The organism is Leucobacter sp. USHLN154, assembly GCF_037145595.1.
Taxonomy (GTDB): domain Bacteria; phylum Actinomycetota; class Actinomycetes; order Actinomycetales; family Microbacteriaceae; genus Leucobacter; species Leucobacter alluvii.
Window position 1 is genome coordinate 33,517 of the sequence record NZ_JBBCXF010000006.1, and the last position, 24,694, is coordinate 58,210.

The window sequence follows — 24,694 nt, forward strand, 5'->3', positions numbered from 1 at the left end:
CCGCAATCGCCAGGGCAGCGCGGAGTGACACGACGTCACCTCGCTTGACATGTCCTTTCGAACACCCATCAACCGACCGAAAGGGTCCGCCGAAACTCTTTTCCGGCACAAGCTAGTGGTGACCGCTGTACAGTCCGATCGATGATCGCGCCGTAAACGATCGTTTACAAGACATCATGGTCGCCCATTTCTTGCTCCCGGGGCCGCGGTGGGCGGGCACTTTTGACGTCAGATAGATGTGGCGCGGTGTCTCAGGCTTGGTCCGCGGGGCGGAGCAGGATCTCGTTGAGGGCGAGGTGTCGGGGCGAGCGAGTGTGAACGCGATGGCTTCGGCGATGTCTTCGGGGGTCACTGTCGCCTTGTCGTAGAGGTCGGTGATTGCTGTCTTGGTTTGGCTGTGAGTGATGTGGTTGGGGAGGTCGGTCGCTACGACGCCGGGTTCGATGAGGGTGACGCGGACATCGGGAAGTAGTTCTTGTCGGATGGATTCTGACCAGCCATTGATGCCCCATTTGGTGGCGGCATAGACGCTGTTGCCTGCGCGGGCGGTGCGGCCGGCGAGAGGATAGGTTGATGATGTCGCCGCCGGTGGAGGCAGTGAGCTGATCGAGGAACACCTCGGTGGTGGTGATCGCGCCGAGCAGGTTGATCTCGATCATCTGCCGGTAATCGTCGCGCTGGTCGGCGGAGAACGGGCCGAGAAGCATGATGCCGGCGTTGTTGATCAGGACGTCGGCACTGCCGAGCTCGTCTTGCACCTGTTGTGCGGCGGCAGTGAGGGAGTTTCGGTCGGTGACGTCGGCGGGGATCGCGAGGGCGCCGTCGCCGAGCTGATGTGGACAGTGAGTTCCGCGGGGAAGTCAGAGGTCTGCTGCGCGTTTAAGTGACAGTTTGACCTGACCTGCAGCAGGTTTCGACTCGGGTACGTCGTCGAAAACGACACCCATGTCCCAATCGATCGATGTTCACCGAGATCGAAGGCTCATGGGATGAGGTCTTCGACGTCGTGAAGCGCGCGACCGAGGCGGTGCTGCCCTTCGGGTCGCGGGTGTCGCTCGTGATGAAAGCCGACATCCGTCCCGGGTTCGAGGGCGAGCTCGACGGGAAGCTGGAGCGGCTGGAGGCTGCGATCGGGGATGCGGGCGAGTAGCGGGCTCGGCAGCGCCTGCCGCCAAGCGCGCCTCATTGCATGCGAGCACGCTCGCCGCTCACGACCTCGGGTCCGCAGACCAGCAGCTCACCGGCCGTAGTGCCGGGCTACAGCCTCCATGCCTGCGGCGAAACTCACCGCGGGTTCCCACCGCAGCACTTCGCGCGTGCGGCGCTGATCGAACCAGTGGGCGGTCGACATCTGCTCGGCGAGGAATCGGGTGAGGGGCGGCTCGTCGTCGTGCTCCCGCAGATTCCACACCGTATCCACGGTGGTGCCGGCCGCGAGGGCGAGCCCGACCGGGAGCCGAAGCCGAGGTTTCCGCGCACCCCCCGCCAGCGCGAGGCGTTCGACGAACTCGGCGATCGGCCGCGGCTGCCCATTGGTGACGACGAGCGCCTCTCCGTGCACGCGGGTGACCGCGTCGAGTGCCGCGACGATCGCGTCGATGGCGTTGGAGACGTACAGGGTGTCGACGAGGGCCGCGCCAGCGCCGAGGATCGGCATGCGCCCCTGCCTGGACCGCTCGATGATCCGCTCGGTGAGCTGGGTGTCGCCCGGGCCCCAGATGAGATGCGGGCGCAGCACGAGCACGGGGAACTCATCTGAACTCGCCGCGAGGGCGAGGAGCTCGCCTTCGCCCTTCGTGCGCGCGTACTCTCCGCGGGCGGACGTCGGGTCGGCCGCCTCGGCCGGCGCTCCGACGAGAGACGTCCCCGAATGCGCGACAGAGGGTGAGGAGATGTGGACGAACCGGGTGACCCCGGCACTCCGTGCCGCATCGAGCACGCTCCGAGTGCCGTCGATGTTGACTCTCTCGAAGTCCCTCGCGTCACCGGCCATCGATACCTTGGCGGCGAGGTGGATCACGGCGGCCTGGCCGGCCATTGCTCTCGCAACCGCGTCGTCCTCGGTCACGCTCCCCAGCACATCGCGCGCGCTCTCGATGCCTGAGGGCCGGCGCTGCAGCGTGGTCACGTCGTCTCCGCCATCGATCAACGCCCGCACGACCGAGGAGCCGAGCACGCCCGAGGCGCCGGTGACGAGTACCTTCACGGGAGTTCCTTTCGCGCCGAGTCGATCGGTGTCACGGCGCGCCGACGCGCTCACCGCGCAGCACGGCGTCAGCCCACACCGACAGTCGTGTGCGATCGATCTTCGAGTTGTGACGGATGTCGGTCGGGAACGAGGTCGACACCAGCACCGCGGCGACGTCGTGCGGGAAGTGCTCTGCGAGCGCCGTCCGTACCGCGTCCGTGAGCTCCAGAGGAGCAAGACCCGACCGCATGCGGGTCCCAGGCGCTGGTTCGACGACGACGACGACGGCCTGCGCTCCTCGCGGGCCGGCCCCGACGACGGCCGAGCGGTACACCTGGGGCACCTGGTCGACGACGGCTTCCAATCCACCGGGGCCGAGCGGTCCGGACGAGGTGGTGAGCACGTGCTGCAGACGCCCCTCGATCCAGATCCGACCCTCGGGGTCGATGTGGCCGATATCGCTCGTGCGGTGCCAGACCAGGCCGTCGAGCGTGTCGCGCTTCGACGCCGCGTCGGTGTGCCACAACCCGTCGTAGCCCGCTTTGAGGTGGGGGGCCGAGACGACGAATTCACCGAGAACGTCGACGGCTGCGGTGTCCGTGAGCAGAGCATCGGCGGGCCGCCCGGTCTCGTCGAGCGGCGCGACAGCGATTCGCACGCGCGGAACCGGCCTCCCGACGCAGACGCCGTGATCCCGGGATTGAGCGACGGCGGCCGCGACGCCCTCGCGATCGATATCGGTGAGCATCAGGCCCTCGGTCATGCCGTAGGGCGAGCGGATCTGCGCGTTCGGAAAGAGCTCCGCGAGGTTGTCGAGCAGTCGCAACGGCACGGGAGCTCCGGCCGACAGCACGAGCTCGACGCCCGCGAGGGCCGCGCGTTGCTCGGAGGTCAGGTCAGCGGCGGTCGCCTGCACGTTGCGGTACGCGGCAGGCGACGCGAAGACCATCGTGCATGCGCCGGCGAGAATCGCATCGGCGAGCGCGGAGGCCGTCAGGGTGCGCGGCTTCGTGACCGACATGTCGGGAGTCACGCTGCGGATGCCGAGACCCGGTCCGAGCAGAGCGAAGGGGGCGAATCCGGCCGCCCAGCTCGTTTCGCCGTGCACGGTGAACTGCTCGCGGAGCGTGCGGGCCAGCGCGCCCAACCGGGCGTGCGTGTACCGCACGCCCTTCGCCGGCCCCGTCGACCCAGAAGTGAACAGGATCACGGCGTCATCATCGGGGCCGGGGGAGCGGATCGGCTCGTGGCCCGGCGCGCGCGACAGCTCGGTCACACTCGTCTCGACGCCCAGTGCGGCGCGTTCGAGTGCGTTCAGCCGTCGAACGGAGATGCGCCGGCCGGGCCATCCGGCGGCTCGGGCCAGGAGCAGGCCGGGCTTCTGGCCGATGATCCACTGCGGATCGGATGCTTTGACGGCACGGGTCATGCCGGCCGCGCCGAGCCCGGAATCGGCGACGACCGCCACTCCACCCGCCTTGAGCACGCCGTAGAGCACCGCGGTGAGATCGTTGCCCGGAGTCACCAGCAACGAGACCCGGTCTCCTCGTTTCAGGCCCAGCTGCTGCAACCCCTGCGCGATTCCATCGCTCACGCTCGTGAGCTGCCGCCAGGACACCTCGTGCGGCGGGGTGCGCGTCATGTCGACGCTCGCCACTGAGGAATCATTGCGACGGGCGTCGAGAGCTTCGAAGATCATCGGAGCGCGAGGATCGCGCGCGGCGGTGACGGCGCCTTCCGCGCTCTGGCGCGATGCCCCTTCTGGGGACGGGGTCTCGCCGGGGAAGCGCTGCCGAAGCCAGGCGAGGATCAGGGGTGCGACGTCGGAGTCCTCACTGACGAGGTGCGAGGCCTGCTCTACGCGATGCACGTCCGCCTGCGGCAGTCGCTGACGGAGGTCGCGCAGGAACTGCTCACCGAACACCGGGTCCTTCGGCCCCCAGACGAGCAGCGCCGGAGTGTCGATGCCGCTGATGTCGGCAGCCGACTGCTGCAGCTCGGCGTACGACGGATGGGAGGGATCGACGGGAACATCGGCGACGAATGCGCCGATACCGCCTCGCAGACCGGCGGCGCGATACGGAGCGCGGTACGCGTCACGAATCTCGGATGGGATGGGCCCCTGACCGAGATGCAGGGTGGTGCGCAGAAACCCGTCCGTGAACACGGTGGAGATGGGCAGGATCGGCCCGCTCAGCGCCAACCGGAGCGGGGCCGGAAGCGACATCTCCGCGGGGAGGTGCACGCCCGTGTTGAGGCTGATCACCCCGTCCACGATGTCGAGGTTTCGTGCCGCCCAGGTGAGCGATACGATTCCGCCCCAGTCATGGCCGAGGGTGACGATTGGATGCGAGGGCGATCCCTCGGCCCCGGCAGTATCGGCGAGGAGCGACCGCACGACCGCGTCGAAATCACGCACGCGTTCGGCAAGACGGCGGTATCCGGACCCGTGCGTCGTGGGCAGCGCATCATGCGTGAGGCGCTCGGAGTAGCCCATGTCGAGCTGATCCGGGGCGATGACGCGCCAGATCCTTCCTGTGGCGTCGCTCAGTGCTGCGGCGGCGACGCCGCGCCACAAGTACGACCACGTGGGGTTCCCGTGCAGCGCCAGAATGGTGCCACTCGGCTCGAGACCTCGCGCCTGCAGCGCTGGAAGCGTGTCGAGTACATGGAACGTGCGTTCGCCGTCTCCTGTATCCACCGTCACGAGACGCGACCACTGCTGGTCCCACTCGGGGAGGAGTCCTGGGAGAACCGCCGGACGCGCCGTGAACCTCACCAGGTGATCTCCACCATTGCAGTGTTCAGACCTGATCCGACGCCCAAGCAGAGAACGCGGTCGCCTGGCTTCATCTTCGGAGCTGTGCGGGCGAGGGTGATCGGCAAGGAGGCCGGGCCCACATTGCCCAGCTCAGGATAGGTCTTGGCGATCCTGGACTCGTCGATGTCGATGGCGTTCGTCAGGGCATCGACGTGGACGTTCGAGACCTGGTGCGGAATGTAATGATCCATGTCCTTCCAGTCCCAGTCGTTCTCGTGAGCCTCGTGCCAGGCGTCGGAGATGAGTCTCATGCCGTTGCTGAGCAGCCCTTGCGTATCGGTGAACATGCCCTCGTAGTCGCCAACGCAGAGCGCGTGATTCCACGTCGCTGCGCGCGAGACTCCACCATGGATACGGTGCCCTTCGGGGTGCAGATCCGCTCGTCCGAGCACGGCGGCGGCGGCTCCGGAGCCGAGGGTCAGCGTCGCGAATTCGTTCAGGTACTCTTCGCGCGTGATACCGTCGCGATTCAAGCGGGCGACGGTGGCCTCTTGCACCCGCGACATGTCCTCGCCCGCGACGATGAGTGCGTAGTCGATCTGGCCGGCATCGATCATGCTCGCAGCGACGGTGATCCCGTTGACGAATCCCAGGCATGCATTGGTGATGTCGAAGTTCATCGCTGCCGGGCCGAGGCCGATGCTGTCGTGGACGGCGACCGCGACGGATGGCTCGAGCGCCTCGCGAGAAACCGAGGCGTTGATCAGAAGCCCGATCTTCTCTGCGGGGATTCCTGACTCGGCCAGCGCCTGACGTCCGGCGGAGGCCGCTCCTTCGATGTAATCCGTTGGGCGTTCCCAATTGCGTTTCGCGGAGACGCCTGCGACCCGCTGGAGCAGGCCTCGCGGAAGGTTCAGACTTTTGAGCGTGTCGCTGAGTCGTTCGTCGAATGATTGGGAGGTCACCTCGACCGGTGCGACAGCTTCGGCGAGCCCGAGAAGTGCGACGTTCGAATGTCGTGAGTTGCTGTTCGCGGCGTCTGCATCGGACCCGGTGGCCGGCGACGGAGGTTCGGGTTTCATTGGGGTCAACTGTAGTCGTATGACATAACTCAACCTTCATATGTCGCGCGCAGCGACTGCCCGGTGCGCGTTTTTCGACACGGTGCCCGTCACATTCGTCGGTCAGAACGTGGAGGGGAGCGGCCACCCGGTGTACGCCTCGGCCAGGAAGCGCTGGCCGGCCTCGGACTCGATGACGCCTCTGAGTTCTCCGAGCTGCCGCTGGCGGTCGAACGCGTCGGCGCCAGGCACCGCGTGCAGCATGCTCGTCATCCACCAGGAAAAATGCTGGGCCTTCCAGATGCGGCGGAGCGCCGTTTCGGCGTACGCGTCGATGCCCCGCTCATCGTGCTCGAAGAGGAGACGCCGCAGTGCATCGCCGAGCAGCAGCACGTCCGCGATCGCGAGATTCATGCCCTTGGCCCCAGTCGGGGGCACTGTGTGCGCGGCGTCGCCCACGAGCGCAGCGCGACCGCGCCGCAGCCCGCCGGCGACGAAGCTGCGGAAGCGCAGCACGTCCCGTTGGAAGATCGGACCCTCGGTGAGGCGGGTGCCGGGAACCCGACGCTGCAACGCATCCCAGATCTCGGCCTCGCTGAACGCGTCAGGGTCGGTGCTCGGGTCGCACTGGAAGTACATGCGCTGCACCGTCTCCGACCGCTGACTGATCAGCGCGAAGCCGTCGGGCGCATTGCTGTAGATCAACTCGTCCGAGCTCGGCGCCGCCTCGCACAGCACACCGAACCATGCGAAGGGATACTCGCGGAATGCGCCGTTCCCGCGGTCACCGGCGACCGCGGGGCGCACGACGCTCCGCGATCCATCAGCGCCGACGACGAAGTCGCAACGGATCTCGAACGGGGCTCCGTCAGCGTCCGTGGCGACGACGCGCGGCTCCGAATCGACGTCGTGCACGGCGGTGACGCTCGTGCTGAACCGCAGATCTTGCCCGGCGGCGAGGCGCGCAGCGATGAGGTCTTTCAGTACCTCGTGCTGCGGATAGAGCCACACAGACCGTCCGACGAGTGACGGGAAATCGATGCGGTGGCCCTCGCCGGCGAAGCGGAGCTCGATGCCGTCGTGGCGGTGCCCGACGGTGCGGGCACGGCTGCCTTCGATGCCATCGAGCACCTCGACCGTCCCCTGCTCGAGAATGCCTGCGCGGATGGTCGTCTCGATCTCCTGACGACTGCGCGCATCGACCACGATGGATTCGACGCCTGCCGCTGCCAGCAGGTGCGACAGCAGGAGGCCGGCGGGCCCCGCTCCGACGATGGCGACTCGGGTGCGCTCGACGGTCATGGGTCTCCTTTGGCGGGGTCGAAGGGGGCGCCGGTATCGCGCGCGGCGTGCGAACGGCGCGTGCCGAGTGCAGCCATGGCGATCCGCGACCAGTGTGCTGGGATCGGCCCCGCCCGGCCGCACTTTTCTCACTCACTGGGAAACCGGCCGGACCTGCCCCACTCCGCCCGCCCGCTACGCTCGGCAGGAGGTGAACTCGAGGAGGCGAGATGGCGGAGCAGGTGACGCCTGGCGTGCTCGACCGCGCGCTCGCGGTGTTGTCGTGCTTCAGCGAGGACGAACCCGAGCTCTCCGCCGGCCAGCTCGTCGAGCGCACCGGCCTCGCCTCGTCGACGCTCCATCGCCTCGTCGCCGTGCTCGTCGACCGCGGTCTGCTCACGCGCCTGCCGAATCGGCGGCTGGCGGTCGGTGCGCGGCTGTGGGAGCTCGGCGAGCTCTCCCCGCTCGCGCTGCGCCTGCGCGAACGCGCGATCCCGCACCTCATGCGGCTCTACGAGGTGACGGGCGAGAACGTGCACCTCGGCGTGCTCGATGGGCCGGCGGAGCGCGCGAGCGTGCTCTACGTGGGGCGCGTCACCGGCCGCCGTTCGATCCCCACGGTGAGCCGCGCGGGCGGGCGGGGTCCGCTGCATACGACGGGCGTCGGCAAGGCGCTGCTCTCGGGGTGCGACGACGCCTGGTTGCAGCGCTACTTCGGCGCGAGTCCGCTGCTCCGGGAGACGACGCACTCGATCGTCGACGAGCACGCGCTCCGCACCGACCTCGCCGCCGGCCGCGCGCGCGGCTACTGGAGCACCCGCGAGGAGATGACTCTCGGCAATGTGTCGATCGCCGTCGCACTGCCGAGCGTCGACGGATTGCCCCCGATCGCGCTCGGCGTCGTGGTGCACCTCGAGCGGGCCGACGAGCGGCTCCTGTCACGGCTCGTGCAGCAGGCGGCGAAGGAGATCCACTCCGAGATACGGAGCATCTGATTCCCGCTCAGTGAGAACTCCGGGAGCGATCGTCGTCGTCGGCTGCCACGCTGATGCGCAGGTCACGACCTCGAAGGAGAGCACCTCATGCCCGAGCACCCCATCGCCCCGGCACCGGAAGCCCTGCTCGCAGCACCCGATCAGGCTTCTCAGCAGCAGATCTCGGAGGAGATCGCGTCACTCCACGCCGACTTCTTCCGCCGCGCTGCCGATGGCGAACGCCTGCCGCGCACCATGTACGACTTCCCGCCGTACCGTTCGAGCCTGCTGCGGCATCCGACCAAGGACCCGCAGCTCGTCGATCCGGAGACGATCGAACTGTGGTCTCCCGCCTATGGGCAGCGCGATGTCGCGGCGATCGAATCGGACCTGACGCTGCACCACACGGGTGAGCCCCTCGGCGAGCGCATCACCGTCACCGGGCGGTTGCTCGACGCGTGGGGCCGCCCCGTGCCGAATCAGCTGATCGAGATCTGGCAGGCGAACGCGGCGGGCCGGTACATCCACCAGCGCGACCAGCATCCGGCACCGCTCGATCCGAACTTCACGGGTGCGGGTCGCGCGATCACGAACGAAGCCGGCGAGTACACGTTCACGACGATCAAACCGGGGCCGTATCCGTGGAAGAACCACGTGAACGCCTGGCGGCCGGCGCACATCCACTTCTCGGTGTTCGGCCGATCCTTCACGCAGCGCCTCGTCACCCAGATGTACTTTCCGGGCGACCCGCTGTTCGCGCTCGACCCGATCTACAACTCGATCCGCGAGCAGAAGGACCGTGATCGGCTCATCGGCGTCTACGACCACGACCTGACGGTGCCGGAGTTCTCGATGGGCTACCGATTCGACATCGTCTTGGACGGCCCGCAGGCCACCTGGTTCGAACCCGAGGAAGGGGAGCACTGATGCCCCGGCAGCCCGCGCCCCAGCAGCACTCGCCCGCGCCCGCGAAGACGCTCGCCCCGACCCCGGGCCAGACGGTCGGCCCGTTCTTCGCGTACGGCACCACGTTCCCGAAGCAGCACGAGATCGCCTTCCCGCACTCGCCGGGCGCCATCGTGCTGGCAGGAACCGTCTTCGACGGGGCCGGCACCCCGATCCCCGATGCGATGATCGAGATCTTCGCCGCCGATACGGATGGCAGTGTGCCGCGAGCTCGAGGCACGCTGCGCCGCAACGATCATGCGTTCACCGGTTTCGGGCGAGCCTTCACCGACGACGAGGGGCGCTTCGAGTTCTGGACCCGCGACCCCGGGTCGTCGTCAGGCGAGGCGCCGTTCTTCGCGGCGATCGTCTTCGCTCGCGGTCTGCCCGACAAGCTGCACACGCGGATCTACCTCCCCGACGATGCAGCGCGCCTCGACGCCGACCCGCTGCTCTCCGTGCTTTCGGCCGAACTGCGGAGTACGCTCGTGGCAGCACGCACGCCAGAGGGCCATCTCGCTCATGACATTCACCTGCAAGGTGCGAAGGAGACCGTGTTCCTTGCCTACTGATCCGGATGCACACGCACCCCGCCGCGAGTTCGACGCGGGGCTCCTCTCGCCGGTGAGCGCGGGGAGCGACGCCGTGCTGGCCGATGCGGAGGTGCTCGGCGCGCTCGTCGCGACCGAGGTCGCACTGGTGCGGGCGTGGGCGGAGATCGGTGTCGCACCCCGCGCACAGGCTGCCGAACTGTCATCCGCCCTCGGCTGGAGCGGAACGGGCGACGTCTGCGCGGGCTTCGACGCCTGGCTGCCGCAGCTCGCGGCGGAGGCCCCGGGCGGCGGCAACCCCGTGATCCCATTGGTGCCGAAACTCCGCGACCGCACCTCCCCCGAGCTGCGGCACTGGGTGCACCGCGGTGCGACCAGTCAAGACGTGCTCGACTCCGCGCTCATGCTGATCGCGCACCGGGCAGGCCGGGAGACGCTGCAGCGGTTGCGGCAGACGGAGACCGCGCTCGCGCGGCTCGCGAGCACCGAGCAGGATCGCGTCGCCGTCGCCCGTACCCTGACTCAGCACGCGGTGCCGACCACGTTCGGCCTGCGCGTCGCCGGGTGGCTGCGCGGGGTGCGGCGCGCCGCCGACCGTCTGTCAGGCGCGCTGTCGGAGCTCCCGGTGCAGATCGCCGGGGCGGGCGGGACGATGGCGGGATACGTCGCCGTCGCTCGCGCAGAGCTCGGTTCGGACGAGCGCGCCGTGCGCGCTGCGGGGAAGCTCCCCGCGGCGTTCGCCGCAGAGCTCGGGCTCGCGACCCCGGACGGGCCGTGGCACACGGTGCGCTGGCCGATCACCGAGCTGGGCGACGCACTCGTGCAGTGCGTCGATGCACTCGGCGTGCTGACGGCCGATGTGGCGACCCTCAGCCGCACAGAGATCGGGGAGGTCGCGGAGTCGCGCGGAGGTGGATCATCAGCGATGCCGCAGAAGCGGAATCCGGCGCATTCCGTGCTGATCCGCTCCGCGGCGATCCGCGCACCTCATCTCGGCGCGACCCTGCACGCCGCTGCGGCGCTCGCCGTCGACGAGCGACCCGATGGGGCGTGGCACGCCGAGTGGCAGACGCTGCGCGAGCTGCTCCGCGTCACGCTCGGCGCGAGTGCCCATGCCGCCGAGCTCGCCGCGGGTCTCGCCGTCGACACCGACGCGATCGCACGCAATCTGGGGATGACGAACGGCCTGATCGTCGCCGAGCGGCTCTCGATCGTGCTCGGCGCGATCATCGGCGCCGAGCGGGTGCGCGACATCGTGTCGCGGGTGCGGGACGGGGCGGGGCTCGCCGACGCGCTGCACGCCGAGCCCGGCCTCGTCGATGCTCTCGCCGCCCGAGGAGGGCCGACGATCGCACAGCTGGCTGATCCTGCGCAGTACACCGGCCTGGCCCACGGGCTCGTCGATCACGCGCTCGCACCCGGCGCTGCCCAGGAGGGCGGCGCCCGCCCCGCAGCCGACGCGCCCGCCCCGACCGAGGAGCCAGGATGACCGCCCCAGAAATCGCACTCACCGAACCGATCGGCGCCGACGGTGCGCCGCTGATCGTGCTCGCCCACTCCCTGGGCACCGGCCCGCTCATCTGGGAGCCCGTCGTGCCGCTGCTCGCGAAGGAATACCGCGTGTCGCTGCTCACCCTGCCCGGCCATGGAGTCGCGCCGGTGCCCACGGACGCGTTTACGCTCGACGAGCTCGCCGATGTCGTGGCAGATCGCGTGCGCGAGTTGGCGGGCACGATCGGCACCGCGTACTTCGCTGGGGTCTCGATCGGCGGTGCGCTCGCCCTCACGCTCGCACTGCGGCACCCCGATGTCGTCACGCGTGCGGCCAGTCTCGCCTCGGCCGCATCGCTCGGCTCGTCGGAGCACTGGAAGACGCGTGCGGCCACGGTGCGCACGCAATCGACCTCGGCGCTCATCGCGGCATCCGCGCAGGCGTGGTTCGCGCCCGAATCGATCAGCCGCGAGCCCGAGCTGACCGGGCGCATTCTGCACGCGCTGCAAGACACCTCCGACGAGGGGTACGCGCGCTGCGCGGAGGCGCTCGCGACGTACGACCTGCGAGACCGGCTCGGTGAGATTCGCATCCCGGTACTCGCGCTCGGGGGCCGCCAGGACCAGGTCGCTCCCGAGGAACGGCAGGACGAGCTCGTCGCGGGCATCCCGAATGCGCGGAGACTGATGATCGAGGACGTGGCGCATCAGCCTCCGGCAGAGAACGGTTCCGCCGTCGCGGAGGCGCTCCTCGCGTTCCTCGGCGCGGACGCGAGCGGAGGGGGTCGGGCATGAACGCCGAGTCGAGTGACGCGACGGGATCAGCCGGCGCAGGAGCAGGCGGGCTGTCGGACGCGGGGCGCTTCGAGCAGGGCATGGCCGTGCGCCGCGCCGTGCTCTCAGACGCGCACGTCGATCGCGCGAATGCGCAGATGACCCCGTTCACCGCCGACTTCCAGGACTTCATCACGCGCACCGCGTGGGGCGACATCTGGTCGCGGCCAGGGCTCGACCGGCGGTCGCGCTCCGTGGCGGTGCTCACCGCCCTGATCGCGCTCGGTCACGACGCTGAGCTCGCGATGCACGTGCGCGCGGCGCGCGCCAACGGGCTCACCGTCGACGAGATCAAGGAAGTGATTCTGCAGGCCGGGCTCTACTGCGGGGTGCCGGCGGCGAACTCCGCGTTCGGCGTCGCGCAGCGGGTGCTCGAGGAGCTCGGGGACCTGTAGCTCCGGGGTGAACCTGCTCAGCGCACGTCGGCGACGGTGCTTATCATGGGAGTCATCGCCGGCGGGCAGCACGGGCTCCGGGCGTCGGAGGCCTACGGGAACGGGGTCGTGAAGGTGATCTACGACGTCGTGCGCTGATCCAGCGGCTGAAACGTGCGGCGTCGACCACATCGACCGCATCAGTGCTCGCACACAGCACAATGCCCCTGGTGCGGAGCGGACTCCGGACCAGGGGCATTGTCTTCGTTGCGGGGGCGGGATTTGAACCCACGACCTCCGGGTTATGAGCCCGGCGAGCTACCGAACTGCTCCACCCCGCGGCACGTGACAACCGTATCGCGGCAGCCGGGGAAGTTCGAATCGGGGAGCGCATCCGGCGCGTCGCCGCGAGGAGCCGGGGGCAGTGTCACCGACCGGAGGGCGGAAGCTTGTCGATCCCGTGACGGTTGGGCTCACTCGGTTCCGCCGCGGTGTCGGGCGATGCCTGCGTTGCACCGGAGGGGGTCTCGCCGGAGGTCGGGTAGCTCGGCTTGTCCGCTTCGGTCGGCGCGTCGTGTGCGGCGTCGCGCTCGTCCTGCGGCGGGAGGTGGTCGAGGGGCTGCTTGATCTCGTCTGCGTTCGTCATGCACTCCACCCTCCGTCGAAGTCGCCGGAGGGGCCAGGGGATTGCATTCGCGCGGGTGATGTGTTGGACCGAACCGGTCCGCCGGAGCGGTGACCGTCGTGCGGTGACTACGATCGAGAGAACACGCGCACTGAGGAGGCCCACACGTGGATGACGTGCTTTCCGAGCTGGATCGCCGCATCGTCGGCGCACTGCAGGTCGACGGCAGAGCGCCTTGGAGCAGTGTCGCCCGTGCGCTCGACGAGCCACTGCGCACGGTCGCTCGCCGCGGCAGGGTGCTGCTGGAGTCGGGGATGCTCTCGGTGGTCGGGCTGCGCAATCTCGGCCCCACCTGCGTGATCGAGATCACCTGCAAGCCGTCTCGTCTGGAATCACTGGCGGAGGAGCTCGCACAGCACCCGGGAGTCGTCTACGTCTTCGTTCTCGCGAACCCGTCGAGCGTGCTGGTCGAGGTGCACGAGCAGATGTTCGATCTCGGCACGATGACGCTCTCGGTCATTCCCGCGTACGCCGGTGTGCTCGAGGTGTCGGCTACGCCGGTGCTCCACTATTTCAAGACGAACGCCGACTGGCAGCCGGGGTTGCTGACGGCGGCCGAGACGTCGATGCTCGGATCGCGGGCCCGCGTCGAGGAGTCGACGGCGCCGCCAGAGCGCCTCGACGCCGCCGACAGTGCGATCGTTCAAGCGCTCGAACGGGATGGGCGAGCGGGAATCGTCGAATTGGCCGAGCTCGCGGGGGTCACCGAGCCGACTGCGAGGAAACGGCTCGCAGACCTCGATGCGCGCGGAGCCGTCGCTACGCGCGTGCTGATCGATCCGCACCTGCTCGGGTTCGGCATCGAAACGTGCGTGCGCATCGACTGCGTCCCCGGCGAGGTGCGGGCGGTGGGCGAGGCGATCGCCGATCTGCCCGAGAGTCGGTACGTCGCGGAGTTGCTCGGCGAGCATTCGCTCATCGCGCACTTCGCGGCCGACGACCTGCCGCACGTGCGTCGACTGCTGCACGAGGAGTGGACCACGAGGGTCGGTCGCCTGCATCCGGCGCTGGTCACTCGAGTGGTCAAGCGAAGTGGACGCATCATCGCCGCCTGAGAAGCGCAAAACGAAAACTTTTGCGTCGATGTTGGCGTAAATCCAAAGTCGTGGTTAAATTACTGACCGTAGTAGTAAGTCAATGACGATGGGAATGCGCTATGGCCGATCCGGCCGAACTCTCCGCCACGGAACTCCGAGCGGCACTGGGTGCCCGTGACATCAGCGCCGTCGAGGCGGTGACCGCGTATCTGGCGCGCATCGAGCGCGGCGCGGCAGTGAACGCGATGGTCACGGTGGATGCCGCCGCGGCGTTGCGGCGGGCAGCGCAGCTCGACGCCGAGGGGCCCGACCCGAGCCTCCCGCTCTTCGGGCTCCCGGTCGGCATCAAAGACACCCACGACACGGCAGGCATGCGTACGACATACGGCTCGATCCGCCACGCCGAACACGTGCCGCAGCACGATGCACTGCACGTGCGGCGCATGCGGGAAGCCGGAGCCATCGTCATCGGGAAGACGAACGTGCCCGAGTACGCCGCCGGTTCTCACTCCGTCAACCGAGTCTTCGGTGCGACGCGCAATCCGTACGCGCTCGACCGTTCGGCGGGGGGAAGCAGCGGCGGGGCGGCTGCGGCGCTCGCCGCTCGCCAGGTCGCCCTCGCCGACGGGAGCGACATGGGCGGCTCGCTTCGCAACCCCGCCTCCTTCTGCAATGTCGTCGGACTGCGGCCCTCGCCGGGAGTGGTTCCCGAAGCCGAATCGACCAATCTGCTCACGCCGCTCACCACCGCCGGGCCGATGGGGCGTACCGTCGACGACGTCGCACTGCTGCTCTCGGTGATCGGAACTCCAGATGCGCGCACCCCGATCGCCGCGCCGTCCCTGGGCGCCGCGGGCGAGCCCCGAGACCTCCGCGGGTTGCGGGTGGCCTGGGCGCCGACGCTCGGCGGCAACGCGCCGCTCTCGGCTGACGTCGCCGAGGTGCTCGAACGCGCCGTCGCGCTGCTGGCGGAAGCGGGGGCGAGCGTTGAAACGGCCTGCCCCGATCTCAGCGGCGCAGCAGACGCCTTCCTCACCCTGCGCGCAGCCGAATTCGAGATGACGTGGGGCGATGCGCTCGACGCCGACCCAGAAGACTTCAATGAGCGCCTCACCTGGAATATCACGCAGGGGCGCTCGCTGACCGGACGCGACATCATGAGCGCGCAAGAGCGCCAGACCGCACTCATGCGCGGGGCCGCGCGCTTCTTCGAGAACTTCGACGTGCTCCTCGCGCCGGCAGTGACGGTCGCGCCGTTTCCCGTCGACTGGGATTACCCGCGCACCATCGCCGGTGAGGCGCAAGCGCACTACCTCGACTGGATGCGCGCGGCGACGACGATCACCATGCTCGGCGTGCCGGCGCTCTCCGTACCCGCCGGTTTCACACGCGAGTCGCTGCCCGTCGGCCTGCAGATGGTCGGGCCGTTCGGCAGCGATCACCGGCTGCTCGGGATCGCCAGAGCCTACGAGGCCCTCACGGGTTTCGCCCGTCACTCCCCAGAACTTCCGACCGCCTCTCACCATTGGAGCAATGAAGCACGATGAAACCTCGACTGTTCACTCTCGGAAGGCTCGCGATCGAGCGTTCCGGCCCTCGGATTCTTCGCGATTCCGTTCTTGCCCTTCGCTCAGCAGCCCGTGCTCTGGCTCGGCCTTCCCGCAGTGCTGGTGTGGAGCGCGCTGATGGTGCTGCTCTCAGTCGCCGCTCTGCAGGTCGTCGAAATGCTCTACCTGCGCGCCGGCGGACGTGAGGCCGATCTGCAGGAGGCCGAGCGCTTCGCCACCCAGCAGATCGAGCAGATCCGCGCGGCTCGCATCGCCGCAGAGGACAGCGAGGGCGTGCGATGACACTCTCCATCATGATCGTCGTCGGCATTGTGCTGATCGGCGCACTGGGCGTCGCGAGCCGACGCCGCCAGAAGAGTATGAGCAACTGGACCGTCGGCGAGCGCAGCAATCCGAAATGGACCTCGTGGTTCCTCCAAGCGGGAGAGTCGCTGACCACGTTCAGCTTCCTCGGGCTCGCCGGCATCGCGTTCGGCGGGGGCGTCAGCGCGACGTTCGCCGTCGCCTACCTGACGATCTCGTGGCTCGGCCTGTACTTCGTGGCGCCCCGCATCCGCGAGTTCGGGCAGCGTCGCGGATACCTGACCCTGGGAGACTTCTTCGAGGACCGCTTCCGCAGCCGCTGGCTCGGTCGCATCGTGTCGGTGATCGGTGCGCTGGCCCTCATCCCGTACCTGCAACTGCAGATCACCGGTCTCGGCCTGATCGTCGAACTCGCCACTGGGAGCGAGCGCGCCCGCGGGCTCAGCATGGTCGTGGCGAGCATTCTGGTCGCCGTCTTCGTCGCATGGTCGGGACTGAAGGGCATCGCCCGCGTGGCGATCCTGAAAGACATCATGATGGTCGTCGCCATGGTCGTCATCGCTGCCGGGCTCATCATCTCATTCGGCGGGATTCCCGAGATCTTCGGCCAGATCGCGCGCGAGGCTCCCGTGCTGCTCACCATGCACGTCGACGGCTACGATCCCGTCTTCTTCATCACGGCGACGCTGGTCACGGTCATCGGGTCGAGCTTCAACACGCTGCCGCACCTCTGGCCGCCGGTGCTCGCTGCGAAGAGCGGTGAGGTGCTGCGGAGCAACGCGAAGTGGCTGCCGATCTACCAGCTCGTGCTCTTCCTGCCCATCACGGTGGGCCTCGCAGCGGTGCTCGTGCTGCCGGGCGATACGACGGGCAACACGGTGCTGCTCACCATGTCCGGCGAGATCCTCCCGGATTGGCTCGTGGGAATCGTCGCGATCGCCGGCGCCTCGGCGGCGATGGTACCGGCGTCCGCGATCGTCATGGGAATCTCCACTCTCGTCACCCGCAACGTGATCGGCGAGCTGCGCGCGAAGCACCACATGACGGTGAACTACCTCGTCATCGTGGTCGCGATCGGCCTCGCGCTCGCCTTCGGTCTCGTGCGCTCGGACATCGGGGCCCTGCTGCTGCTCACCTACGGGTGCACCACGCAGTTCGCCCCGGCGATCGCGATCGCTCTGGCCGACCGCGTGCGGGTCGGCGCCTGGCCGGTGGGGCTCAGCATCGCCACCGGCGCGCTCACCGTGGCGGTCATCACGTTCGCGGAGATCCCGATCGGCAGCTGGGATTCCGGCCTCATCGCCCTCGTCCCCAATCTCGTCGTCCTCATCGTGGCCGAGGCCATTCGCCGGGCACGGGGCGGACGCGACGTGGAGCAGGTCGCGGTACCGGAGCCCGAGAGCGTGATCGGGGGGAGATCCGTGTCCGCTCTGAGCTGACTTCTGGCGAGTATCGGCGCAGTGCCAGCCCCAGGGCGTAGCCTGCGAGCGAGGCCGGTACGAGAGCCCGGCACGTGAAAGGGGAACCGATGAGCATCATGTACACCGCTGAGGCACTCGCGACCGGAGACGGACGCAATGGCCACGTCAAGACCGTCGACGGGCTCGTCGACACCGATCTGCGCGCTCCGAAGGAGATGGGCGGCCCCGGCGGCGCCCCGAACCCCGAGGTGCTGTTCGCCGCAGGCTACGCCGCATGCTTCCACGGCGCCCTGCAGGCGGTTGCGCGCGAGAAGAAGGTCGACATCGCGGATTCCAGTGTCGGTTCCCGCGTGCACCTGAGCAACGTCGACGGGGGCTTCGAGCTCTCAGTCGAGCTCGAGGTCGTGCTCCCGCATCTCGAGCACGCGCAGGCTCAAGAACTCGCCGACGCCGCGCACCAGGTGTGCCCGTACTCGAAGGCGACACGCGGCAACATCGAAGTGAAGGTCACAGCCTCCGACGACTGAGCCTCGGCGGGCGCCGAACGCCCGCCGAAACGCCGAACCCCTGCCGAGAATACGTGATCTCGGCAGGGGTTCTGCGCGCCGGCAGGGGCTCGGCGAGGGGGCGCCTAGCGGCGCTCGTAGCGGCGGGCGCTGCCGCGCAGACCGGCGAAGCGGAACGGAGCCTCGGTGACGCGCGGGGTCTCGACGTCGACGTTGCTCGGCAGCTCGCGCGCGTGCAGCTCGCGGTATTCGGGCACGCTGAGCGGAACGCGCGCGTCGAGCACGGAGGTGAAGTGGTCGCTGCGCGATGCTGCCGCCGGCTGCACCACACCCGTCAAGAATTCGCTCACGCTGCCGGAGCCGTAGCTGAACATGCCGAGGCGCTTGCCGACGAGGTCTCGCTCGTGGTCGAGCACCGAGGCGACGCCGGCGTACAGTGAGGCGGTGTACGCGTTGCCGAGGCGACGGTTGTAGATCGCGCCCGGCACGAGGCCGTCATCGCCGAGGTCAACGCCCGTGTGCTCGCCCAGGCGAGCCTGCGCCTTGCGCGCCATCTTCGTGTACGGCTGGTGGTAGACGAGGCGGTCGATCTCGGTGATGGCGGGACCGCCGTGCGCGGCGAGATCGTCCCAGGCGCCCGTCATGGCGTCGAGGTACGCCGAGATCGACAGAGCGCCGTCGACGATCGCCGTCGACGAGTCGTTCGGCCGCCAGAAGTCGTCGACGTCGGCGGAGAAGAGCCCTGAGGCGGGCTCGATCTCGACGAGGGCCGGATCGACGCCGATGAGGATCGCTGCGGCGCCCGCGCCCTGCGTGGGCTCACCGGGGGAGTCCAGCGCGTAGCGCGCGATGTCGCTCGCGATCACGAGCACGCGCTCGTTCGGGTTGCGCTGCACGATACCGACGGCGGCCTGGATCGCGGCGGTGCCGCCGTAGCAGGCCTGCTTGATCTCGGCGACGCGCACCTGGGGCGGCAGTCCGAGCAGCTTGTGCACGAAGACGCCGGCAGCCTTCGAATGGTCGAGACCGGACTCGGTCGCGAACAGCAGGGTGCGCACCCCGTCGAGTCCGTTCCGGTCGAGCAGCGCGAGCGCGGCGGTGGCGCCCATGGTGACGATGTCCTCGTCAGCCGCGGGAACGCTGAACTCGTCTTGCCCGAGGCCGAGCCGGTACTTGGCAGGGTCGACGCCGGTCGTCTCGGCAAGCGTGCCCAGGTCGAGCAGGTGGTGCGTGGTCGCCAGTTCGATGTCGTGAATGCCGATGGAGGTCATGCGTTCGGCGTCTCCTTCCGCTCGATGCGCAGGTGCGCAGCCATGAGTTCGCCCGGGTTCGTCTGCGCTGCGATGAGCGAGAGCTCGCCGCAGAGCACGGTGGCGGCCATGAGCTCGGCGAGACGGCGGGCGTTCTCGCCCGGCTCCCGATCCTCCCGGCAGCCGATGCGGGTCAGCGCCTCCTCGATGTGGGGCAGGTGCTTGCCGTTGCCGACCGTTCCCACGATGAGGTGGGGCACGGTGCACGAGAAGTACAGCCCCTCTTCCCGGTTCTCCGCGTAGGTGATCCCCTGCGATCCCTCGACGATGTTCGCCGCGTCCTGCCCCGTCGCCAGGTAGAAGCCGAGCAGCATGTTGGCGTAGTGGGCGTTCGCCGAGCGGATCGCGCCGGCGATGGTGCTGCCCACCAGGTTCTTGCGCACGACCATGTCGGTGACGCGCTGGGCGTCGGTGCGCAGTCCGCTGGCGACGAGCTCGTGCGGGATCAGGATCTCGGCGACCACGCTGCGCCCGCGGCCCAGAATCCCGTTCACCGCCGTCGCCTTCTTGTCGGAGCAGTAGTTGCCCGAGATGGAACCGTATTCGATCTCGAGCCCCCACGACAGGATCCGCTCCATGAGCGCATCGGCCGCGTTCGTCACCATGTTGTGACCCGACGCGTCACCCGTGGTGAACGCGAAGCGGACGAACAGCAGGTTGCCGACGATCTCGGGGTGCGCCTCGAGCAGCTTCGCGTGACGGCTGCCAGCGGTGACGACCTCCTGCAACTCGCCGAGGCGGGCCTCGATGGTCTGCGCGGCGATCTGCGCACCGACAGCGCCACGCGCCGTGAAGAGCACGGACCGGGTCATCCGCTCACCGGTGACGACGGTGCGGATGCCGCCTTCGACGGCGCGGGAGACGCGAGCACCGCGTCCGACGGACGGCCAGAGCGGTGTCTCGTAGGTGGCGAGGGGCACCGAGATCTCGCCGGAGACCGAGGATCCGGTGATCCTGATCGGGCCGACCCAGCTGGTCGGGATCTCCGTGACGGTCTCGCGGTGGGCCTGTTCGGGAACGCTCATGGCTTCCTTCGTGAGTGAGTGCGTGGGTGCTGGGTGAAGTTCACGGGCGTCGCGCCTCCGAGCGGAGCGCGAGCGCACTGAGGTTAACGCCGCGGTCGGCGCAGAATTCCCTGAGCCTGCCGCGCAGGATGACATCGGTGGCGAGCAGATCGTCGCGTGTGACCGCGCCGAGCAGTGCGTACACGGCCCGGGTGCGCAGCTTCCAGTCGTCGACGAGCGCGATGAGGCGCTCGGCGCCGCCAGACGCGCCGTCGCTGCCGATGGCGGCGAGGAAGGCGCCGGCGACGCCGACGGCCTGGGCGCCGGCGGCGAGCGCCTTCACCACGTCGAACGGCGTGCGAACGCCTCCCGATGCGAGCAGCGTCGGCGCGTTCCGCGGGGCGTCGAGCAGGCTCGCGAGCGCCGACTGACCGAAGCCGGCGAGCATCGCGTACTCGCCGGCCGAACGACGCGCGTTCTCGATCCGCAGGAAGTCGGTGCCGCCCCGGCCGCCGACATCGGCGATGCCGACGCCGATATCGGAGAGGTGCCGCAGCGCGCTGCGGCTGAGGCCGAAGCCGACCTCTTTCACGACGACGGGCACCGGCGAGGCGGCTGCGAGCTGCTCGACCGACGAGATCCACGACGAGAAGTCGCGCGAGCCCTCCGGCATCGCCGTCTCCTGCACCGCGTTGACGTGGATCTGCAGCGCGTTCGCGCCGAGCAGCTCGACGGCACGCGGAGCGTCGGAGGCGGGCCGGCCGACGCCGAGATTCGCCATGACGAAGCCGTCGGGGTTCTCGGCGCGGATCACGGCGAAACCCCGTGCAGCGTCTGGATCGTCGAGCGCGACCGATACGGAACCGCTGGCCATCGGCAGACCTGTCTCACGCGCTGCGATCGCGAGCTCGCGGTTGATGCGCGTGGTGCGATCGGTTCCGCCCGTCATCCCGTTGACGTAGAACGGCGTCTCCCAGTGCCATTCGCCGGCGGCGTGCTGAGGGCCGGCGCCGAAGGCGATGCCCACACCGAGATCGACGCGCTCGGCGTCGACGCCGTCGAGCGCCTGATGCACGAAGTCGAGATCGTCGAATTCGTTGTGCGCGGCGCCGTCGCCCTGCTGGCCGAGCGCGAGGTCGACGTGCTCGTCTTTGCGGGCCGCGCGGGAGCCGTCGGTCTCGAGAGCGGGCGGAAGAGCTGCGGACACCTGGTCCGACTCGAGATCAGAATGCATCGACGCCTCCTGACGCGGGGTGCGGAGCGAGGCTGAGGCGACGGATGTCGTTGGCCTCCCACTCGCGCAAGATGGGGTCGGTCGCGAGATCCGCGTCCGCAAGCACGATACCGCAGTCGCCTCCGCCGGCTCCCGACGGCTTGCCCGCAGCCCCGTGGCGCTCGGCGATGTCGCAGAGCGCTTGCAGTTGCGGCGTCTCGATGGTGATGCCCGATGACGCGCTCAACCGCTGCAGCACTCGGCGAGCCCGTCCGATGACCTCGGGGGCTCCCGCCCCGCCCCGTCCGAATGCGTCGACGAGGGCGTCGACGAGAGCGCTGCTGTCTTCGATGAACGTCGCGTACGGTTGGACCGGTGTGCGGCTGTCCGAGGTGCGCACCTGCTCGACGAGCCGTTCAGTCGAGGCCGGAGATCCGGTCCAGCCCACGAGCAATTGCACCGCGTCGGGGTGGTCGAGCCGCGTCACGCCGCTTCCGGCCCACTGCTGCGATGCCGCCAGCGCGGCGGAGACGCCGTGCGCGGCGCGGTGCGTGCGCAGTGCGCCCCGGTCGGGGGAGGCGTAGCGGATCCAGCCGCCGAAGGTGCTCGCCGCGAGGTCGCCGCCCGAAGCCGTTGGCGCGACCTCGATGGTCGCCAGCAGGGCGAGCTTGAAGCGGTCGACCCGGCTGAGGCCCAGACTGTAGAACTCGTCGAGCGCGGCGACGACGGCGACGGTCACCGCGGCCGACGAGCCGAGCCCGAACTTGCGGCCGCTGACATCGTCGAGTTCGCTGCTGATGTCGAGATCGTAATAGCGGGGCGGGAGGCTGAGCTCCGAGCGCAGCTGTTCGACGGCGGTGATCGCTGCGAAGACGTAGTCGTAGGGCTGGTGCTCGAGCACGATGCGGTCGTTCGCGTCGTCGCGCACCCATACGAGCGGGGAGCGGCCATAGGCGCTCGAACGCACGCGGCCCACCTGCGATCCCTCGGTGAGCTGCACCGTGATGTAGCGGTCGACCGCGACGATCACGGCGGGCTGCCCCGGGTCGACGACGGCGTACTCGCCTGCGATGTAGAGCTTGCCTGGCGCGCGCTGCTCGATCATGCGCCGGCTCCGGGTCTGGCTTCCGCCGCCGCAGTCGCTCCCGCATCGATCAGGCGCGCGCCGTCGCCCGCGCCGACGAGCCGCACCGACCCGAAGCCCGCAAGGGCGTCGCGCAGGTCCTCCGCCTGCTCCGGCCGCACGATGACGGCGACGTTCGGGCCGGCGTCCGCAGTCGAGTACGCCTCGAGACCCTGCTCGCGCAATGCCGCGACCGCGTCGAAGACGGCGACGCTCGTGGGAGCGAGGTAACGGATCGGCGGGTCGCACGACTGGATCACCGCGTGCATGCGCAGAGCGTGCGACTCGGTGATGCGTCCCACCCGGGTGAAATCGTCGGCGGCGCAGGCCTCGAGCATCGCCGCGAGCGACTCCTCGGTCGATGAGATCCACGCGGGGAAGAACGGGGACGTGAGCGCGGTCCGCCGCATCGCCGCTCGGCTCGAGACGGCCTTCTGAGCGGTATCGACCGTGACGATCACCATCCGCATATCCGGTCCTGCAACGGCTTCGGCGTACGAATGCGCGTCGTCGCCGGCGTGCCAGACGGCGAGGCCGTCGACGAGGCTGCGCGATGCGGACCCGGATCCGCGGCGCGCGAGGCGGCTGAGGTCGCGGCGATCGAGATCGAGGCCGTACGCGGCGGCTGCGGCGGTCGCGAGGGCGGCGAACCCCGAGGCCGAAGACGCGAGCCCCGCCCCCGTCGGCGCCTCGTTCGTGGACGTGACGGTCGCACGGGTCTCGGATCCGGCGAGCTCGCGCACCCGGTCGAGGAACCGGGTGACCCGCCCTGTCGCGTCGGCGCTCGCGACCGCGCCATTCAGGCTGAACGTGTCGATGCCGGTGTCGATGCCGGTCGCTGCGTCGAGCGCGACGGTCGTCGTCGTGGGGAAGGCGTCGAGCGTCAGCGACAGGCTGCCGGCGACGGGCAGAATCAGATCCTCGTCCTGCTTGCCCCAGTACTTCACGAGGGCGATGTTCGGATACGCGCGGGCGGTTGCGGTCGTCATGCGGCGGGAACCTCCACGGTCCAGGTGCGTTCGGCGCCGGCGCCGCGCATGGCGACGCCGATCTGCTCGGCGTGTGCTTCGGAGTCGGCGACCGCGATGATACAGCCGCCGAGCCCGCCTCCGGTGAGTTTCGCCCCGGTCGCGCCGGCGTCGCACGCGGCGGCGACGATCGCGTCGAGGCGATCCGAGCTGACGCCGACGCGATGCAGGATCGCGTGGGCTTCGCTCATCGCGGCGCCGACCGCACCGCGATCACCCGTAGCGAGATCGTCGATCGAGTGCTCCGCGATCTCGGCGAGTCGCGAGAGCAGGGCGTCGGTCGACGCCGGCTCGCGTGCGCGCAGCGCCTGCACGGATGCCACCGCCTGAGCGGTGGAGCCGGGGTGGCCGGTGTCTGCGAACGCGAGGATCAGCGGCTCGCCGATCCGGATCGGAGCCACCGAGCCGCGGTTGAACCGGATGGCTCCGGTCGCCGCCACCGTGCGTGCGTCGATGCCGCTCGGCGTGCCGTGGGCGACGCGCTCCGCCGTCTGAATGAGGTCGAAGAGCGTCTCGCTGTCGAGCTCGGCGCCCGCGAGATCGAACGCGGCGCGCGCGATGGCGGCCGCGACCGCGGCGCTCGAGCCGAGGCCTCGCTCGTGCGGAATGGAGCTCGCGATGGTCACGGTCGCGCCGGGCCCCTCCGCGACCGCGCCGGGTGCGCTGCTGTTCGCGGCGGTGCTGCTGTTCGCTTCGCACCGCGCGAGTTCCGGGAGTCCGGCCCGCTCGAGGGCGGCGCGGATCACCGTGACGACCGGGGTGAGTCGCGCGGGCGCACCCGCGACCGGTCCCGTGTAGAGGGAGCTGGCGATCCGGAGCCCCGCAGCGCCGCCCACGTCGATCGTCGCCTCCGCCGTCAGGCTGTCGACGGGGATGGCGATGGCCGGGGCGCCGTAGACGACGGCGTGCTCGCCGAAGAGAATCGCTTTCGCATGCGCGGCGCCGACCCCGCGGCGCTCGCCCGCTGCCGGAACCGGGGATGCCTGAGCAGCGTGCGGTTCCACGCGGGGGGTCTGGGACATTCGGATCCGTTTCG

At 69.3% G+C, this 24,694-nt stretch carries 22 protein-coding genes, 1 tRNA gene and 2 pseudogenes; 12 read left to right on the forward strand and 13 right to left on the reverse strand.

Features of this window, described 5'->3' with window-relative positions; translation table 11 throughout:
• Positions 1 to 112: 112 nt before the first annotated feature.
• Positions 113 to 809, reverse strand: a pseudogene (locus tag WFH23_RS14115) (SDR family oxidoreductase).
• A 143-nt stretch (positions 810 to 952) separates the two neighbouring features.
• Here WFH23_RS14115 and WFH23_RS11570 point away from each other — a divergent pair.
• Positions 953 to 1,150 (forward strand): annotated as a pseudogene (locus WFH23_RS11570) (thiamine-binding protein); the annotation flags it as partial.
• An 87-nt stretch (positions 1,151 to 1,237) separates the two neighbouring features.
• Here the strand turns inward: WFH23_RS11570 and WFH23_RS11575 are convergent.
• The 4 genes from WFH23_RS11575 to WFH23_RS11590 all read right to left on the reverse strand — a co-directional run bounded on the left by WFH23_RS11575 (position 1,238) and on the right by WFH23_RS11590 (position 7,312).
• Positions 1,238 to 2,206, reverse strand: coding sequence for an NAD-dependent epimerase/dehydratase family protein (locus WFH23_RS11575; RefSeq protein ID WP_336662629.1), 969 nt, complete (start codon positions 2,204 to 2,206; stop codon positions 1,238 to 1,240).
• A gap of 31 nt (positions 2,207 to 2,237) precedes the next feature.
• Positions 2,238 to 4,967 (reverse strand): alpha/beta fold hydrolase, encoded by a 2,730-nt coding sequence (locus WFH23_RS11580; protein WP_336662630.1) that lies wholly within the window; start codon positions 4,965 to 4,967, stop codon positions 2,238 to 2,240.
• Complete coding sequence (locus WFH23_RS11585; protein WP_090146151.1) at positions 4,964 to 6,031, reverse strand: 3-oxoacyl-ACP synthase III; 1,068 nt, start codon at positions 6,029 to 6,031, stop codon at positions 4,964 to 4,966. The genes WFH23_RS11580 and WFH23_RS11585 overlap by 4 nt, the downstream gene beginning before the upstream one ends.
• Positions 6,032 to 6,133: 102 nt before the next feature.
• Complete coding sequence (locus WFH23_RS11590; RefSeq protein ID WP_336662631.1) at positions 6,134 to 7,312, reverse strand: 4-hydroxybenzoate 3-monooxygenase; 1,179 nt, start codon at positions 7,310 to 7,312, stop codon at positions 6,134 to 6,136.
• Positions 7,313 to 7,521: 209 nt separating this feature from the next.
• Here WFH23_RS11590 and WFH23_RS11595 point away from each other — a divergent pair, with 209 nt between their 5' ends.
• From WFH23_RS11595 to pcaC, 6 genes are all read left to right on the forward strand, one after another.
• Entirely contained in the window at positions 7,522 to 8,286 is a 765-nt protein-coding gene (locus WFH23_RS11595) for an IclR family transcriptional regulator (protein WP_336662632.1), read from the forward strand.
• Positions 8,287 to 8,373: 87 nt separating this feature from the next.
• Positions 8,374 to 9,192 carry a protocatechuate 3,4-dioxygenase subunit beta gene (gene pcaH / locus WFH23_RS11600; RefSeq protein ID WP_336662633.1) on the forward strand — a complete coding sequence of 273 codons (819 nt, stop codon included), beginning with the start codon at positions 8,374 to 8,376 and terminating at the stop codon, positions 9,190 to 9,192.
• Positions 9,192 to 9,782, forward strand: a complete 591-nt coding sequence (gene pcaG, locus WFH23_RS11605; RefSeq protein WP_336662634.1) for a protocatechuate 3,4-dioxygenase subunit alpha — start codon at positions 9,192 to 9,194, stop codon at positions 9,780 to 9,782. Before pcaH ends, pcaG begins: the two co-directional genes overlap by 1 nt.
• Positions 9,772 to 11,250, forward strand: a complete 1,479-nt coding sequence (locus tag WFH23_RS11610; protein WP_336662635.1) for a lyase family protein — start codon at positions 9,772 to 9,774, stop codon at positions 11,248 to 11,250. Before pcaG ends, WFH23_RS11610 begins: the two co-directional genes overlap by 11 nt.
• On the forward strand, positions 11,247 to 12,047 hold the full coding sequence (locus WFH23_RS11615; RefSeq protein WP_336662636.1) for an alpha/beta fold hydrolase: 801 nt from the start codon (positions 11,247 to 11,249) through the stop codon (positions 12,045 to 12,047). Before WFH23_RS11610 ends, WFH23_RS11615 begins: the two co-directional genes overlap by 4 nt.
• Complete coding sequence (pcaC, locus tag WFH23_RS11620) at positions 12,044 to 12,481, forward strand: 4-carboxymuconolactone decarboxylase (RefSeq protein ID WP_200330490.1); 438 nt, start codon at positions 12,044 to 12,046, stop codon at positions 12,479 to 12,481. The genes WFH23_RS11615 and pcaC overlap by 4 nt, the downstream gene beginning before the upstream one ends.
• Before the next feature lie 246 nt (positions 12,482 to 12,727).
• On the opposite strand, the gene WFH23_RS11625 is transcribed toward pcaC, so the two are convergent.
• Both WFH23_RS11625 and WFH23_RS11630 read right to left on the reverse strand, forming a co-directional pair.
• A tRNA-Met gene (locus WFH23_RS11625) sits at positions 12,728 to 12,801 on the reverse strand.
• An 86-nt stretch (positions 12,802 to 12,887) separates the two neighbouring features.
• A complete protein-coding gene (locus WFH23_RS11630) occupies positions 12,888 to 13,106 on the reverse strand; it encodes a hypothetical protein (RefSeq protein WP_090146165.1) in 219 nt (72 codons plus the stop codon).
• A gap of 146 nt (positions 13,107 to 13,252) precedes the next feature.
• Here WFH23_RS11630 and WFH23_RS11635 point away from each other — a divergent pair, with 146 nt between their 5' ends.
• The 5 genes from WFH23_RS11635 (at position 13,253) to WFH23_RS11655 (ending at position 18,001) form a co-directional block, all read left to right on the forward strand.
• The gene (locus tag WFH23_RS11635; protein WP_336662637.1) at positions 13,253 to 14,200 is read left to right on the forward strand and encodes an Lrp/AsnC family transcriptional regulator; all 948 of its coding nucleotides are present in this window, start codon (positions 13,253 to 13,255) and stop codon (positions 14,198 to 14,200) included.
• Between the two features lie 101 nt (positions 14,201 to 14,301).
• Positions 14,302 to 15,729 carry an amidase family protein gene (locus WFH23_RS11640; RefSeq protein WP_336662638.1) on the forward strand — a complete coding sequence of 476 codons (1,428 nt, stop codon included), beginning with the start codon at positions 14,302 to 14,304 and terminating at the stop codon, positions 15,727 to 15,729.
• Positions 15,730 to 15,801: 72 nt separating this feature from the next.
• A complete protein-coding gene (locus WFH23_RS11645) occupies positions 15,802 to 16,032 on the forward strand; it encodes a hypothetical protein (RefSeq protein WP_336662639.1) in 231 nt (76 codons plus the stop codon).
• Positions 16,029 to 17,492, forward strand: coding sequence for a sodium:solute symporter family protein (locus WFH23_RS11650; RefSeq protein WP_200330480.1), 1,464 nt, complete (start codon positions 16,029 to 16,031; stop codon positions 17,490 to 17,492). The genes WFH23_RS11645 and WFH23_RS11650 overlap by 4 nt, the downstream gene beginning before the upstream one ends.
• Before the next feature lie 89 nt (positions 17,493 to 17,581).
• Positions 17,582 to 18,001, forward strand: a complete 420-nt coding sequence (locus WFH23_RS11655) for an organic hydroperoxide resistance protein (protein WP_090146175.1) — start codon at positions 17,582 to 17,584, stop codon at positions 17,999 to 18,001.
• A gap of 104 nt (positions 18,002 to 18,105) precedes the next feature.
• On the opposite strand, the gene WFH23_RS11660 is transcribed toward WFH23_RS11655, so the two are convergent.
• Genes WFH23_RS11660 through mvk form a run of 6 tightly spaced genes read right to left on the reverse strand, consistent with a single transcriptional unit; the run spans position 18,106 to position 24,680 of the window.
• Complete coding sequence (locus WFH23_RS11660) at positions 18,106 to 19,251, reverse strand: hydroxymethylglutaryl-CoA synthase (RefSeq protein WP_336662640.1); 1,146 nt, start codon at positions 19,249 to 19,251, stop codon at positions 18,106 to 18,108.
• Positions 19,248 to 20,315: a hydroxymethylglutaryl-CoA reductase gene (locus tag WFH23_RS11665; RefSeq protein ID WP_090146187.1), complete on the reverse strand. Its 1,068-nt coding sequence runs from the start codon at positions 20,313 to 20,315 to the stop codon at positions 19,248 to 19,250. Before WFH23_RS11665 ends, WFH23_RS11660 begins: the two co-directional genes overlap by 4 nt.
• 40 nt (positions 20,316 to 20,355) lie before the next feature.
• On the reverse strand, positions 20,356 to 21,528 hold the full coding sequence (fni, locus tag WFH23_RS11670; protein WP_200330476.1) for a type 2 isopentenyl-diphosphate Delta-isomerase: 1,173 nt from the start codon (positions 21,526 to 21,528) through the stop codon (positions 20,356 to 20,358).
• Positions 21,518 to 22,612 carry a phosphomevalonate kinase gene (locus WFH23_RS11675; RefSeq protein WP_090146191.1) on the reverse strand — a complete coding sequence of 365 codons (1,095 nt, stop codon included), beginning with the start codon at positions 22,610 to 22,612 and terminating at the stop codon, positions 21,518 to 21,520. The genes fni and WFH23_RS11675 overlap by 11 nt, the downstream gene beginning before the upstream one ends.
• A complete protein-coding gene (mvaD, locus tag WFH23_RS11680; protein ID WP_090146193.1) occupies positions 22,609 to 23,619 on the reverse strand; it encodes a diphosphomevalonate decarboxylase in 1,011 nt (336 codons plus the stop codon). Before mvaD ends, WFH23_RS11675 begins: the two co-directional genes overlap by 4 nt.
• The gene (gene mvk, locus WFH23_RS11685; protein WP_336662641.1) at positions 23,616 to 24,680 is read right to left on the reverse strand and encodes a mevalonate kinase; all 1,065 of its coding nucleotides are present in this window, start codon (positions 24,678 to 24,680) and stop codon (positions 23,616 to 23,618) included. The genes mvaD and mvk overlap by 4 nt, the downstream gene beginning before the upstream one ends.
• Between the last annotated feature and the right edge of the window lie 14 nt (positions 24,681 to 24,694).

Excerpts from the sequence above, each read along its gene's own strand:
- WFH23_RS11665 (WP_090146187.1), bottom strand. The coding sequence starts at position 20,315 with ATGAGCGTTCCCGAACAGGCCCACCGCGAGACCGTCACGGAGATCCCG.
- WFH23_RS11595 (WP_336662632.1), top strand. The coding sequence starts at position 7,522 with ATGGCGGAGCAGGTGACGCCTGGCGTGCTCGACCGCGCGCTCGCGGTG.
- fni (WP_200330476.1), bottom strand. The coding sequence starts at position 21,528 with ATGCATTCTGATCTCGAGTCGGACCAGGTGTCCGCAGCTCTTCCGCCC.
- WFH23_RS11675 (WP_090146191.1), bottom strand. The coding sequence starts at position 22,612 with ATGATCGAGCAGCGCGCGCCAGGCAAGCTCTACATCGCAGGCGAGTAC.
- pcaC (WP_200330490.1), top strand. The coding sequence starts at position 12,044 with ATGAACGCCGAGTCGAGTGACGCGACGGGATCAGCCGGCGCAGGAGCA.
- pcaG (WP_336662634.1), top strand. The coding sequence starts at position 9,192 with ATGCCCCGGCAGCCCGCGCCCCAGCAGCACTCGCCCGCGCCCGCGAAG.
- WFH23_RS11615 (WP_336662636.1), top strand. The coding sequence starts at position 11,247 with ATGACCGCCCCAGAAATCGCACTCACCGAACCGATCGGCGCCGACGGT.
- WFH23_RS11590 (WP_336662631.1), bottom strand. The coding sequence starts at position 7,312 with ATGACCGTCGAGCGCACCCGAGTCGCCATCGTCGGAGCGGGGCCCGCC.
- mvk (WP_336662641.1), bottom strand. The coding sequence starts at position 24,680 with ATGTCCCAGACCCCCCGCGTGGAACCGCACGCTGCTCAGGCATCCCCG.
- WFH23_RS11640 (WP_336662638.1), top strand. The coding sequence starts at position 14,302 with ATGGCCGATCCGGCCGAACTCTCCGCCACGGAACTCCGAGCGGCACTG.
- WFH23_RS11650 (WP_200330480.1), top strand. The coding sequence starts at position 16,029 with ATGACACTCTCCATCATGATCGTCGTCGGCATTGTGCTGATCGGCGCA.
- WFH23_RS11655 (WP_090146175.1), top strand. The coding sequence starts at position 17,582 with ATGAGCATCATGTACACCGCTGAGGCACTCGCGACCGGAGACGGACGC.
- WFH23_RS11585 (WP_090146151.1), bottom strand. The coding sequence starts at position 6,031 with ATGAAACCCGAACCTCCGTCGCCGGCCACCGGGTCCGATGCAGACGCC.
- WFH23_RS11660 (WP_336662640.1), bottom strand. The coding sequence starts at position 19,251 with ATGACCTCCATCGGCATTCACGACATCGAACTGGCGACCACGCACCAC.
- pcaH (WP_336662633.1), top strand. The coding sequence starts at position 8,374 with ATGCCCGAGCACCCCATCGCCCCGGCACCGGAAGCCCTGCTCGCAGCA.
- mvaD (WP_090146193.1), bottom strand. The coding sequence starts at position 23,619 with ATGACGACCGCAACCGCCCGCGCGTATCCGAACATCGCCCTCGTGAAG.
- WFH23_RS11630 (WP_090146165.1), bottom strand. The coding sequence starts at position 13,106 with ATGACGAACGCAGACGAGATCAAGCAGCCCCTCGACCACCTCCCGCCG.